General features: G+C 47.8%; 11 protein-coding genes and 2 pseudogenes. 2 read left to right on the top strand and 11 right to left on the bottom strand.

The genetic code is table 11. The features are described from left to right. Positions 1–649: 649 nt before the first annotated feature. Both sigC and D0A34_21790 read left to right on the top strand, forming a co-directional pair. Positions 650–1,915: an RNA polymerase sigma factor SigC gene (sigC, locus tag D0A34_21795; GenBank protein ID UNU21123.1), complete on the top strand. Its 1,266-nt coding sequence runs from the start codon at positions 650–652 to the stop codon at positions 1,913–1,915. Positions 1,916–2,183: 268 nt separating this feature from the next. Beyond that, entirely contained in the window at positions 2,184–2,711 is a 528-nt protein-coding gene (locus tag D0A34_21790) for a transcriptional repressor (GenBank protein UNU21122.1), read from the top strand. A gap of 177 nt (positions 2,712–2,888) precedes the next feature. Here the strand turns inward: D0A34_21790 and D0A34_21785 are convergent, their stop codons facing one another. From D0A34_21785 to D0A34_21735, 11 genes and pseudogenes are all read right to left on the bottom strand, one after another. Continuing rightward, entirely contained in the window at positions 2,889–4,481 is a 1,593-nt protein-coding gene (locus D0A34_21785) for a hypothetical protein (GenBank protein ID UNU21121.1), read from the bottom strand. A gap of 1,153 nt (positions 4,482–5,634) precedes the next feature. Continuing rightward, positions 5,635–6,096, bottom strand: a complete 462-nt coding sequence (locus tag D0A34_21780; GenBank protein ID UNU21120.1) for an SH3 domain-containing protein — start codon at positions 6,094–6,096, stop codon at positions 5,635–5,637. 147 nt (positions 6,097–6,243) lie between these two features. After that, complete coding sequence (locus D0A34_21775; GenBank protein ID UNU21119.1) at positions 6,244–7,752, bottom strand: AAA family ATPase; 1,509 nt, start codon at positions 7,750–7,752, stop codon at positions 6,244–6,246. Between the two features lie 18 nt (positions 7,753–7,770). Continuing rightward, positions 7,771–8,283, bottom strand: a complete 513-nt coding sequence (locus D0A34_21770; protein UNU21118.1) for a DUF177 domain-containing protein — start codon at positions 8,281–8,283, stop codon at positions 7,771–7,773. Positions 8,284–8,387: 104 nt separating this feature from the next. Next, positions 8,388–8,861 carry an RNA-binding protein gene (locus D0A34_21765; GenBank protein UNU21117.1) on the bottom strand — a complete coding sequence of 158 codons (474 nt, stop codon included), beginning with the start codon at positions 8,859–8,861 and terminating at the stop codon, positions 8,388–8,390. Positions 8,862–8,872: 11 nt separating this feature from the next. Next, positions 8,873–10,021 carry a membrane protein insertase YidC gene (yidC, locus tag D0A34_21760; GenBank protein UNU21116.1) on the bottom strand — a complete coding sequence of 383 codons (1,149 nt, stop codon included), beginning with the start codon at positions 10,019–10,021 and terminating at the stop codon, positions 8,873–8,875. A 203-nt stretch (positions 10,022–10,224) separates the two neighbouring features. Further along, positions 10,225–10,617 (bottom strand): PH domain-containing protein, encoded by a 393-nt coding sequence (locus D0A34_21755; GenBank protein UNU21115.1) that lies wholly within the window; start codon positions 10,615–10,617, stop codon positions 10,225–10,227. Continuing rightward, positions 10,589–10,993, bottom strand: a complete 405-nt coding sequence (locus D0A34_21750) for a ribonuclease P protein component (protein ID UNU21114.1) — start codon at positions 10,991–10,993, stop codon at positions 10,589–10,591. The genes D0A34_21755 and D0A34_21750 overlap by 29 nt, the downstream gene beginning before the upstream one ends. 42 nt (positions 10,994–11,035) lie before the next feature. Then, positions 11,036–11,173: a 50S ribosomal protein L34 gene (rpmH, locus tag D0A34_21745; GenBank protein ID UNU21113.1), complete on the bottom strand. Its 138-nt coding sequence runs from the start codon at positions 11,171–11,173 to the stop codon at positions 11,036–11,038. A 505-nt stretch (positions 11,174–11,678) separates the two neighbouring features. Beyond that, positions 11,679–12,092: pseudogene (locus tag D0A34_21740) on the bottom strand (HlyD family secretion protein). A gap of 142 nt (positions 12,093–12,234) precedes the next feature. Further along, positions 12,235–12,537, bottom strand: a pseudogene (locus tag D0A34_21735) (MarR family transcriptional regulator). Positions 12,538–12,585 lie beyond the last annotated feature (48 nt).

The following is a 12,585-nucleotide window of genomic DNA, read 5'->3' as shown; positions in this document are numbered from 1 at the left end:
GGGCGTGATGTTAAGCGGGAAGCAGCAGCCAACAGCAAAACAATTATCGGTCGATCGTCGCATCCAAGTCGCGACTTATCCAAAAGAGATCCAGAAACCGGGTTTCTTCCTCAAACTTCTAGGTTTTAATCCAGAAATTTGAGGAAGAAACCCGGTTTTTGCGTCAGCCAATAACTAGGTACTGCGGACTCTAGCAACTCTCAAGCCCATATTCTGTAAGGGATTAAACTTCTGCGCTCACTGCAGCGTATTTAATCAAGAGCGCCGAGTTATATAAAGTTTTATTAAAAAAATGGCTAATTTTCCGAAGTGATCGGGAACCTGCTTATCGGTGATGAAGATTAACTTAACTTCTGACTAACGTCACTTGTTTCTAGCCAGTCACTATCTATACTAGCTACATAAACAAAGAAGTACAACACACTTTTCGGGCCTTCAACCTGTTACATCAGAAAGTTCTTAGCGTTTTCCAGAATCTTGGTAAAACAAGTGGGGCAGCAAAAGTTCGATCAAACAACAGCAGAAAAGTCAGGAAAGTTAGTAAAGAAACACAAAGCGGTGATGCTTCCTCTTAACCAAGTGGGCATCTTAATTATAAATAACCGCTAAGCGTAGCATCTTTTCACCCGGAGCAACTGAGAAAATCACTATGCCAGCCACCTCTTTTTACGCTGAAGCTGAATTCGACGAACAACTGCGAGTCAATCCCTTGCAAGGTGATGTGTTGGATGAAGATGCTGAAGAAGCTGGAGACGAACTGCTCGACCAAGACCCAGCAGAGACAGAAGATGCAGACCCAGCAGCAAAATTGCAAAAAAATGCCAGCCGCCGCACTACAGATTTAGTACGGCTGTACCTCCAAGAAATAGGTCGGGTTCGTCTCTTGGGTAGAGACGAAGAAGTCTCGGAAGCTCAAAAAGTTCAGCGCTATATCAAATTGCTGGAATTACGCAACACCGTCGCCTCCCAGGAAGAAGGGCTAATTGGGCGCTTCGTGCATTTAATAGAAGTGCGCGATCGGTTAGCAGCACAGTTGGGACATAAACCATCCCTGGAACGCTGGGCATTAACCGCCGGCGTCGGTGACGTGCCAGAACTCAAGCGAATTATGTCCGAAGGCAAGCGCCAGTGGGCAGAGTTAGCAGAGATGACAGTCGAGGCGATCGAAAGAGTTCAAGCCGAAGGCGTCGAAGCGAAAGACCACATGATTAAGGCGAACCTGCGCCTGGTGGTTTCGGTGGCGAAAAAATATCAAAATCGCGGTTTAGAATTGCTCGACTTAATACAAGAAGGTACTCTCGGACTGGAGCGAGCTGTAGAAAAGTTTGACCCGACGCGGGGCTATCGATTTAGCACCTATGCCTACTGGTGGATTCGGCAGGGAATTACGCGGGCTATCGCCACTCAAAGCCGCACCATTCGCCTCCCCGTCCACATCACCGAAAAACTTAACAAAATCAAAAAAGCCCAGCGCAAAATTTCTCAAGAAAAAGGTCGGACAGCTACGATCGAAGATATCGCTGTCGAGTTGGACATGACGGCGCCCCAAGTCCGAGAAGTTTTGCTGCGAGTTCCCCGTTCTGTTTCTCTGGAAACTAAAGTGGGCAACGAAAAAGATACAGAGTTGGGCGACTTGCTCGAAACCGACAGCATCTCCCCAGAAGAAATGCTGATGCGAGAAGCTCTGCACCGCGACTTGCAGCAACTGCTGGCAGATTTGACCAGCCGCGAGCGAGATGTAATTCTGATGCGCTTTGGTTTGGGCGACGGACACCCCTATTCGCTGGCAGAAATCGGTCGCGCGCTCGACTTGTCCCGCGAGCGAGTCCGCCAAATTGAAGCTAAAGCTTTGCAAAAACTCCGCCAACCCAAGCGTCGCAACCGCGTGCGCGACTATCTGGAGTCTCTGACTTAGATTTGGCCGGTCAGTCAGCGCGATTAATCAGGGGGCAAGGCATTCGGCACTTGTGCAGAAGGCAGAAGGAATTCGGCAGAAGTAAAAATATTTACTTCTAAACAACTTCTCTGTCCTCTGCTGCAAGTCATCAAGCTTGTTAAAAGTCAAAAAAATATCAAAAACCAAATTTTTTCCTCAATCTTTTTTCAATAAGCTGCGATATTTGCAAAATATCTCGATCGTTGTGTATTATTGTCAATAGGCAGACTTTCTTGAGAGGGTCACTATGGCACTTTACACCGCGTCTTCATTCAAATCCGAACTCAATGACAAAGGCTGGCGGATGACTCCCCAAAGGGAAACCATCTTGCACGTTTTTCAGAACCTCCCCAAAGGCAATCACCTGAGTGCGGAGGATTTGTACACTTTGTTAAAAAATCGCGGAGAAAACATTAGTTTGTCCACCATTTACCGAACTTTAAAGTTAATGGCAAGGATGAGCCTCCTCCGCGAACTCGAACTAGCAGAAGGTCACAAACACTATGAAATAAACCAGCCTTACCCGCATCACCACCACCACCTAGTCTGCGTTCAGTGCAACAGAACGATCGAATTTAACAACGATTCGATTTTGAAAATTGGCATGAAGCAAGCTGAAAAGTCTGGGTTACACCTGCTAGACTGCCAGCTAACCATTCATACGGTGTGCCACGAAGCTTTGCGGATGGGATGGCCGTCTTTGGTTTCCAGCAATTGGTCTTGTCCGAGGTCTATCGCCCAGAACGGCAGCAGCGCCCCGGATTCAATCGAGTGACAGTACACTATTTTCGCATTTCAAGTACGGCTTGTTACAAGTTTTAACAAAAATCGGTAGCCCAAGTGCGATCACAGTTACGCAGAAACCGGGTTTCTTAAGAAAAATACATCATTTCAGGAGTGAGTCGGAAACGAGAAACCCGATTTCTTTGATGTAGCGTCCGCAAGCCTGGGGCTAAAAAGTTTGGCTCAACAAATCGTCGCTGCTGACCCCGTAACTGCGCTGAGCTCGATCGAGGGCGTCTCTCGTCGGAGTATCAAAAACTCCGCTGATCAAGCCTGTGTAAAAGCCGAGGTCTTGCAGCCGCCTTTGTAATTGCTGAATGCTCGATCGAGAGTTCAAACTGCTGCTAATTGGAACAGCAGGAACAGCAGGAACAGCAGGAACAGCTACCCGCCCAGCTAATCCGTTTTGGAGCGCAGCCAAAGTCGCCGGAGTGGCAATACCCGTCGCCGGTGACAAATTGCGTTCCTGCTGAAACGACAGCACCGCAAACTCGGTCTCGGCTCCAAATACTCCGTTCACCGGGCCGGGGTTTTTGCCCAGACTTCTGAGCGAAGACTGAAGTTGTCGGACAGCAGGCCCAGTATCGCCCCGTCGCAGACCACTGGCGATTTGCGGCACAGGCGCTGCTGCCTGCCTATTGCCTTGCCGCAAAGCAGCTCGAGTGCTGCGATCGACCCTTCCAGTCCCGAACAGCCCGCTATCTCTCTGAAAGCGGATCAAAGCTGCTTGAGTTGGTCGATCGAACCAACCGTGAATCTGGCTTTTGTAATAACCCAATTCTTGCAGCCGCCGCTGCACAAATTCTACTTGTCGGCCTCTGTCGCCCAACTCCAGAAAATCTCCGGAATTAGTCTGTTGGTCATTTTCCTCAGTCAATGAGGTAATTTGAGCTGCCCTCATCTGGGCATCGATAGCAGTCAAAGTAGCAGTGTCAGCGCAACCGTCAGAAACCAGATTATAATCTTGCTGAAAACGAGTCACAGCGTAGAGAGTGCGTTCGCGAAACTTGCCGTCAACGCCGCCTTCAAAATAGCCCAAAGCTTTTAATTGCCGCTGGATCAAGTCTACCGTCGCCCCTGTGTCCCCGAACCGCAGCCCTTTGCAACCGCCATTTCCCGAAATATTCCCTGGAAGCGTAACGGGGGGAACAGGCCGGGTGGAACCAAACAGCAAAGCTAAAGTTTGCCTATCGGCAACTCCCGTCACCCGCAATCGATTAATTCGCTGGAAGTATCTAACCGCATTTTGAGTAACTTCGCGAAAACTCCCTGTGGGACGCGCGCTGAAGTAGCCTAGCTGCTGCAACCTGCGCTGGAGAGCAGAAACACCTGCACCTGCGTCTCCAAAACGCAGATCCCGATAATTTGTATAAATAGTATTAAAAGGTCGATCGTCCCTGGCAAAACTGTTGAGTGCTATCACAGTAGCTCGATCGGGCCTACCAGTCAGCGACAGTTGATAGTCTCGCTGAAAGTTAGTCAGCGCTTGTTGAGTAACCGGACCGAGTTGACCTGTCGAAGATCTGGGAAAATAGCCGAGTTCCCGCAACCTGTCTTGAACAGAGCGCAAATTTGGATATCCCGGATCTATTTGAGCAAAAGCCGAACCGGCTGCACTCAAAACCGACAGCATCAAAGCCAGAGACAGCAAACGGACGTAAGTCTGACTCGATAGGTTTTGCCACTTGGGCTCATCAAAAATTTTCGACTCTGCGGGTGCTTCGCAAACAAGAGCAAGTTCGAGGTAAGCAAGAGATTCCATAATTTTTTAGTGTGAAATTGTGGGTGGGTTGTGTGAGCAAACTGCCAAAAATGATTTTTGGCACGCTTGGCTTGGATTCTATCAACGCTAAGTTCTACATGAAAAGCGCGAAGCACCCGTTTTTCTAAAAAATTTACCGTCAAAAATAATTACAGGTAACAACCAAGATAGCATCGCTGCTTCTAGAGGCGCGAGACTCAGCCAAAAAGTTGGCAGGCATAGTCTTAGCCTTTAAGGCCAAAAGAGAATAAGTTGTGGGGTAGTGCTGGCTAATATTTTATCTGGCTGCCGCTGAAATTACCACAAGACTTGCGAGCAGGCTGTCATCACCTTAATTTGTTGTCTGGTAAAGAGCCTGAAATTGCAGGTTTTTTGTTAAGAAACGCGGCTTCTTCATGTGGTGAGTGGGTCTAGGAAAGTACCGCTGATTAACCAAAAAACTAGCCACTAAAAATCCCCACTTTTGCTAGTTGCAAATAGGGCGGGGATTTTTTGATAAGTTGACTTTGTATTAAAAAATCGACGATCGCTTAAATTAAGCCGAACCGATCGCAAATTACAGCTACTCCCGCTGCAAAAACAGTAATTGCGATGGCTACCAGCGGGTTTTGCCCTCTGCTCACCGCAAAAGAGGTAACGACCCCAGCTCCCAAAGCTGCAGTAACAGCAGCAGTCGCCAAATCTCGATCGGGACGTTTGTCGTACATATTTTTTATGGTTGGTAGCTGTTAAGCTGAAAACTTACATCTTGTAATCCAAGCTACCACTCTTGCCTCTGCGCCAGGGACAACAGCCTGGGTTTTGCAACTAACCTTAAAATTTTGCTAATTTTCTTAACATACTCTCCTGAATAACATAAGTTAGGATTATGTATTTTCGAGTTTTTCTGTTGAGTTTTACCTGTTGAAACCTTTGTCTGCTGGGCTTTTATGTCAAATCCAGGATTTTCCAGGGGCGATCACACCCGCAGTGTCAGCGCATCAAACTGCTATCGCAAATATCGTAAATAAATTTAACTTGACTTTTTCTTATAAATATGGATCTCGATATTTGGAACCAGAGACAGGAAAAACCCCGGGGTTGGTAAACAACCTGCACACTACGATTGCTTCGCTGCCCTCACCATCAGAGGAGTATATTTTTTGTCTAAGTCCTATTCGCCCTCGACTCTTTCAGTATTGCCACCTTTGACCCAACCTTCGCGATTGCCATCCTCAATCCGAATTCGCTGCCACTCTTTGTCGGGCGACTCTTCCAAAACTACGACTTTTTCCTTGTAACCAACACCGCCAATGCGGTTCGAGTCTCGGCTACCAGTATCCCGGAGAATTAAGCCGATCGGCTGAGTCACCACAGCTCGGTAAGCTCCCGGTTCCAGGGGTTTGGGAGACGGGGCATCGCTAGATGTAGAAACAGGGCTAGCCTGGGCTGTTGACTTCGGCGCAGCGCCTGCAACCTGAACTGCTGTTTTGTCGTTGGGAAAAACAGGTTTTTCGGGGACAGTAGTTAGCTTAGCGGCGAAGTAAAGTGCAGCAGCCACGCTAGCACCTGCCATCAGGACGATCGCGAGCAGAAAACCCACTAAAAACTTGAAAACGCTATATACACTGTTCATAAAACCGCAAATGAAGGAAGAAGGAAGAAGGAAGAGGGAAGAGGGAAGAGGGAAGAAGGTTGACTGTTGACTGCTGAATGTTGAGTAAAATCTGGTAACTGCCAAGTGACAACTGGCTACTAACTACTGACTACTGACTTCAAAAGCTTACCCCTGAATCCGGCGGCTCAAACTGCCGTATCTAGAAGCAAGGCGAGCTTTCCCCGCAGCGGCCCAATCTTGGAGAAACTGGATTTGTTCTTGAGCCGTTCTGGCTAAAGGCACCATCTGACTAGCTGATTCTAAAATATCATCTGTGGTAAAGTCTCGATTTTGGCTAAACCCAATGTGCATTGCTTCAATCAAAGTTTGCTCGATTTCGGCCCCTGAAAAATCGGGAGTTTCGTAAGCCAAGCGCTCTAAATCGTAATTTTTGATGCTGTGCGATCGCAACCGCAACAAATGTACCTCAAAAATCGCCCGCCGTTCCTCCTGGCTGGGCAAACCCACAAAAAATATTTCGTCAAACCTGCCTTTTCTCAGCATTTCTGGCGGCAAAGACTGGATGTTGTTGGCTGTTGCTACCACAAACACCGGGGAAGTTTTTTCGGCCAACCAAGTAATAAAAGTCCCGAACACCCGGCTGGTTGTCCCGGAATCCCCTTTACCGTCTAATCCCGCAAAAGCTTTGTCAATCTCGTCAATCCACAGCACGCAGGGGGCCAAAGCTTCCGCTAGCTGAATCATTTGCCTGGTGCGGGATTCTGATTCCCCGACTAATCCGGCAAACAAGCGCCCGACATCCAAGCGCAGTAAAGGCAAATGCCAGTGGTGGGCAATCGCCTTTGCTGTTAAGGATTTTCCGGTTCCTTGAATTCCGACTAACAACAAACCTCTGGGATGCGGCAAACCATATTGGCGGGCTCGTTCGGTAAAAGCACCGCCGCGCCGCAGCAGCCATTCTTTGAGATTGTCCAAACCGCCGATATCGGAAATATTTTCGCGGGCTGGGTAAAAATCCAGAATTTGAGTTTGGCGAATTGTTTGGCGCTTTTCTTCTAAAATCAGTTCCGCGTCGTCGGGATGGAGTTCGCCTCTGGTGGCGATCGCCTTTGCCAAAACTCGGCGGATTCGTTCGATCGACAGCCCTTGACATGAGCGCACTGTTTCGTCCAGCAAACGCCCTTCAATAGCTTGTCCGGTAGCCCCTAATAGCCTTTCTACCTCAATTTTGATTTCCGTCGCCGCAGGCAGGGGAAACTCCAAAACAGTCATCACTTCGCTGAGGTCTTCAGGGATCGAAATTAGAGGAGATACGATGACAATATTTTTGGGCACTGATTTGAGGAGTCTCGCCAAATTCCGCAGCTTGCGGGAAATCGAGACATCTTCCAAAAACCGCTGAAAGTCCCGCAGAATAAAAATTGCCGGCGCGGAGGCGGGCAATTTTTCGAGAAATTCCAAAGCTTGCAGCGGGTTGCGCTTGCCAAAACCTGTATCGTTGGGATTGCCTTGGTAGCCATCAACAAAATCCCAGATGTATACGGCGCGAGAACCTTGTTTTTTGGCACTTTGGGCGATCGCCGCTTCTACGCGCTCTTCTTCCCGTGTGGGAATGTAAATTAGGGGGTAGCGCGATCGCAGCAGTAGTTCAAACTCGTCGCTAAAAATAGTCATTAGTTATTAGTCAACTGACTAAGGCAATTGCCGTTTAAGTGCTTCCAGAGACGCCCAGCGACTGTCGGAGACTGTTTCTGAGCTTTCTGTATTTGCATCATCAGTTAAAGAAATTCCCGGACATTCAGTATCGCATATCTGTTTGTGCGGCAGTTCCAAACACATTTGCTCGTACACCCAATCGCCCGGAGAGAAATAGCCACCTGGGGACAAATTTTCCACCAAATCTTCTAAAGGAACTTCTATTTCTGCTGAACTTGAATCTATTTGATTTGCTGTTTCTTCCAGCCAGATGAGTTCCGATGAGTTGAGTACCAAACGATGATTGTATTGCTTCAAGCATCTGTGGCAGGTGAGAGTAACTATTGTTTCTGCTTTTGCCTTCACCTCAAGATAATTCCCTTGGTGAGCCACTTGCAGTCGTCCTCGCACCGGAGTAAGAGTTTCTAAATCGGGGATAAATTCTTCAAAATCAATGACCTCTTTCCGCTCAGTTTTTGTGAGTAGATGAGGGATATAAATTGTCTCCATAATCTTTTACCTTCCTACTTCTTGAATTCCAAGGTCAAAAGGAATAGTTAATTTTTAACTTCTTCCTTCTTCCTTCTTCCTTCTTCCTTCTTCCTTCTTTAGCGTCAGCGCAGCCGCACTACCAAACGCCGATCGGGTTCTTGTCCTTGACTGTAAGTTTCTATATCCTCACATTCGCTCAAAAAGCTGTGGACTTGACGGCGTTCTGCCGAAGACAGCGATTTTATTTCAACTTCAACTCCCGTCGAGCGGGCTTGATCTGCTGCGTACTCTGCCATCGAGCGCAATTCCTCTTGGCGGCGGATGCGATAGCCATTTAGTTCAACTGTATAAGGAATTGACTCCTCTACTTCCTGACCTATATTCTGAACCGTGTTACAGAGGTACTGAATGGCATCTATTACATTACCGTTTGGCCCGACTAAGATTGCAACTTGTTCTCGAGTCAGATTGCTTTCATCTATTGTCATCCAATAGCAATCTTCTTGTTGTTCGCATACCACTTTTGAAGGAATTGCGGACAGTTGTAGCAATTCTTCTAACCATTGCTGTCCGCGCTGCATTTGAGAGTCTTTCATTGTTGTTAAAATCAAGCCTTTTTCTTGGCACGCTTTGGCTCAAAGGGAAGGGCATCTAATCCCTGATCTTTTTTTGTTTTCGCCTCTGCTTCGTCCACTATTTTTTGGAGGTTTTCGGGCAGCGGTTCTCGGGACAAAATGAACGACTGAACAGTTTGGAAGATGTTAGCAATCAGCATATACATCAACACGCCTGCGGGCAGCGGGAAGAACAAAAACATCCCTGAAAATATGACTGGCGTCAGTTTGTTAACTGTAGCCTGTTGGGGGTTGTCGTTTGGCCCTTGTGCTTGTCCTGAAAGGGTTTGGTTGATGTACAAACTGATGCCGAAGCCCAGGATCATTACCAAAATATCCCAGTGGAGTGTACCGTCTGAGTCGATCGCGCCAACGCGGCCTAGAGCTTCAATAAACAGGAATCCTTTGTTAGTAGCCAATCCGGGGATTGTGCCTTGAACTGTGGCTTCACCGGGCGCTAAAGCCGTGATGTTGCCCTGTTCATCTACCTTGACCACTTCTTCGCCTTTGATGACTTTCCAGCGTGGTTCAAAGTCGATTTCGCTCTTATTTTCTGCCGCTAGGGCTGTGAGAGGTTTGCCCTCTGGGGTTTGAAAATTAATCTTGGTTGTGTCGCCGATTCCCAGTTTGTCGCCGCCTGGAATTACGCCCACAACAGGAGCATGAAAAGTACCTGTGACGTAAATATTTTGTGGCGGTGTAGCAAAAGCTTGCGGTTGAACAGTTTCGATTTGTTCTTTGGGCAAAACTTGAACGTTGACGCTGTAATTTATGTCAGAAAACGGCGAACCCCTGAGCGTTGCAAACAGTGCAAACAGCACTGGCATTTGCAGCACCAACGGGAAGCATCCTGCTAGAGGATTACCAAATTCTTTGTATACTTTGCTCATTTCCTCCTGCTGTTTTGCAGGATTTTCTTTATAGAGTTTTTGAATTTGATCTACTCGCTCTTTCATCAATGGCTGCGCTACTTTCATGCGCCGCATATTGCGAAGAGAGCCTGCATTGAGAGGATAAAGAGCAAAGCGAATCACGAGCGTCAGAGCTACGATCGCTAAACCGTAGCTTGGCACGATCCCGTAGAAAAAATCTAGGATCGGGAGCATGAGGTTGTTGGAGAGAAACGAGATACCGAAATCCATTCGCTTTGAGTTAATTTAGGTGCTCTATGTTTGCTGTTGAGAACTATTTTTACCCGCTGAAGGCGAGCCGCCTCAATTTTTAGGGTTTTGTCTCTATCTTAGGACATTGCCCGTCGATCGACCGCCCGGTCTGCGGGTTTGTAGTAATGAGTTTGCCAATACTCGCACTCACTTTACCCTGATTTGAGGGCGAAGCGGTTCGGTTATTTAGCTTGGGCCGCGTTTGCTTTTTGAGCGGCTGCGGGCAGTTTTTCGTTAATGTAGTCATACATTGCTCGAAATTTCGGCATAGCTCTGAGTTCCAAGCGGCTGCCATTTTTCATGGTGAGCACCATGTCTCCGTAAGTCCCGAAACCGCGAGGTACTGTGACGATTTTGACTATATCTGAGTAGATAACGTCTGTGCGATCGCCCCCCATCCAACCGCTAGTTACGGACACTCGACGGCTCGTGATCCGATACCGCAGCCACAGAGCCCGGACAATTCCTCCTACTGCTAGGGGGATTCCGACGACTGTCAGCCCCAGGAGTAAATTGAGGATCAAGTCTCCCGGCGCGGGACCGCCTTCATAATATACTTCCTCTCGAATTCCCATCTAGTACCTCGGCTTCTACCAACAACTGCTCTAATTCTTGCAGAATTTCTGCATAATTGCACTCTTGTGCGATCGGACGCACGACAATTACTAAATCCCACCCGAATCTTAATCGGGGCAATAGCTGTCGCAAAGCTGCCCGAATCTGACGCTTAATCCGGTTGCGGACTACAGCGCGTTTGCTGACTTTCAGGCTGATGGAAATGCCTGTGCGAGTTGGCTGCAAGGATTTTTCGGCTGTCGGTTTCGCAAATTCGGCGCTTTTTGGTTTACGCAGAGCTCTTAAGCTGAAATGGGCCGAGTTACGGCGCATTCCCTTGCGGTATACGGCGCTGAAGTCTTTTCGGTGCTTAAGTCGGTTTGTCTCGGGCAACATGGCGTAGGGCGATGGTTGAGGCCTCTCAACCTTGATGCAGTCCTAGACTGCGAGGCGGTGGCGACCTTTGCTGCGGCGAGCTTTGATTACCAATCGACCAGTTGCGGTACGCATTCTGGCACGAAAACCGGATGTTCTTTTTCTTTTGCGACTGGTTCCGTGCAGGGTTTGCTGTGTCATTTTGATTTCTCCCGGCTTGTTACTTTACTTTTGATTAATATTCACAATCTTCTAGTATACCATAGAGTTGTTTTGTTGGCAATAAAATTTTTCCGATTTGAATCGATCGTCACTAATCACAAAGCAATAACCCGTTTTCGAGCTGGTGAACAAGATTTCGGTTTCGTTTTCACTACCAGATACCTAACTTTTTAAAATGATATTGTAAGGGCGCTCGCCCTTAACCGAAACAAATCCAATCCCAGACTGCTCAAACTTCTCAAACTGCTCCAAGAAGTTGGGGATTTCTCCTGCTAGTCGTCCTTAACAGAAACAAATCAAATGCCGGACTTCTAAATTCCTCCGTGTCTCCGTGTCAACATCCGTGTCGTGCCTGGGAGCATCTCATATTTGTAAAAACACTTCTTCTGGCTCCTTCCTTCTTCCTCTTTCCTCCTGGCTCCTGGCTCCTAACTCCCATTTCTAGCTTGGGTGCTTTCATTGAGATGCTCCCTCGTGCCTTCCCTCATTTCAATTCAACATTTACCGTAGCAGACATCCCCGGTGCAATCCGCGATTCATAGCCTTTAATGCTTTCGGCATCAAACACAACTTTTACCGGAATCCGCTGCCCAACTTTGGTGAAGTTTCCCGTAGGATTATCGGGAGGCAATAAGGAGAATTGAGCGCCAGAAGCAGGGGATAAACTATCGAAACTGCCCTCAATTTTACGAACACCAAAAGCATCTACTTTTATTTATACTTTTTGACCTAGTTTCATGTTTGCCAGTTGCGTTTCTTTGAAGTTAGCAATTATCCACAAATCATTACTGACGATCGCCATTAACGGAGTTTCCGGCTGCACCCGCTGCCAGACTTCAACGGATTTGGGGGCGATTTGTCCGGCGGGTGCGGTGCTATTGGTGTAGAAAAGTTGCACTGTTTTTTTTAAGAGTGCGTAGTATGTTGGGGTTATTTGTAATGTAGTGGAGGTAGAGGCTGCTGTGCTTTACCAAAAAGATTGATTTGTCGGTTTAGGAAAGATTGACGATCGCCCGATCAGTGGGCAAAAGAGTTCTCGATCAGCCTTGTGAAATCCCCTCGACAGCTAGATATCGGATTTCAGCTACCAGCGGGGGCAATACGTCTTGCAGTTGTGTACCGGAGTTTGTCAGCCAAATGCGACGATCGCGAGTGTCTGTCTCCCGGAATAGGCCTGTTTGTTGCATGGGATCGATCGCGCCTGTCAGCGTCCCGCCTACTTATTGCAGTTTGTCGCCAATGCTGGAAGTCGGCAAACCGTCTTCTGGCCACAAGCAGCACAGTACCAGCCAGTGAAAAGCGGTCAGCCCAAAGGGTGCCAGTAGGTTTTTTGGCGATCGACTGCTACGCTAAAACCGGGAATCCGCCCTCTGCCGGATATGTTAACAATT

Origin of the sequence: Microcoleus vaginatus PCC 9802 (genome assembly GCA_022701275.1) — a bacterium.
Taxonomy (GTDB): Bacteria; Cyanobacteriota; Cyanobacteriia; order Cyanobacteriales; family Microcoleaceae; genus Microcoleus; species Microcoleus vaginatus_A.
This window is presented reverse-complemented; position numbering and strand designations above follow the sequence as displayed.

Bases quoted from the DNA above. Each gene is read 5' to 3' on its own strand.
- sigC (UNU21123.1), top strand. From the start codon at position 650: ATGCCAGCCACCTCTTTTTACGCTGAAGCTGAATTCGACGAACAACTG.
- D0A34_21785 (UNU21121.1), bottom strand. From the start codon at position 4,481: ATGGAATCTCTTGCTTACCTCGAACTTGCTCTTGTTTGCGAAGCACCC.
- yidC (UNU21116.1), bottom strand. From the start codon at position 10,021: ATGGATTTCGGTATCTCGTTTCTCTCCAACAACCTCATGCTCCCGATC.
- D0A34_21755 (UNU21115.1), bottom strand. From the start codon at position 10,617: ATGGGAATTCGAGAGGAAGTATATTATGAAGGCGGTCCCGCGCCGGGA.
- D0A34_21775 (UNU21119.1), bottom strand. From the start codon at position 7,752: ATGACTATTTTTAGCGACGAGTTTGAACTACTGCTGCGATCGCGCTAC.
- D0A34_21750 (UNU21114.1), bottom strand. From the start codon at position 10,993: ATGTTGCCCGAGACAAACCGACTTAAGCACCGAAAAGACTTCAGCGCC.
- rpmH (UNU21113.1), bottom strand. From the start codon at position 11,173: ATGACACAGCAAACCCTGCACGGAACCAGTCGCAAAAGAAAAAGAACA.
- D0A34_21780 (UNU21120.1), bottom strand. From the start codon at position 6,096: ATGAACAGTGTATATAGCGTTTTCAAGTTTTTAGTGGGTTTTCTGCTC.
- D0A34_21765 (UNU21117.1), bottom strand. From the start codon at position 8,861: ATGAAAGACTCTCAAATGCAGCGCGGACAGCAATGGTTAGAAGAATTG.
- D0A34_21790 (UNU21122.1), top strand. From the start codon at position 2,184: ATGGCACTTTACACCGCGTCTTCATTCAAATCCGAACTCAATGACAAA.
- D0A34_21770 (UNU21118.1), bottom strand. From the start codon at position 8,283: ATGGAGACAATTTATATCCCTCATCTACTCACAAAAACTGAGCGGAAA.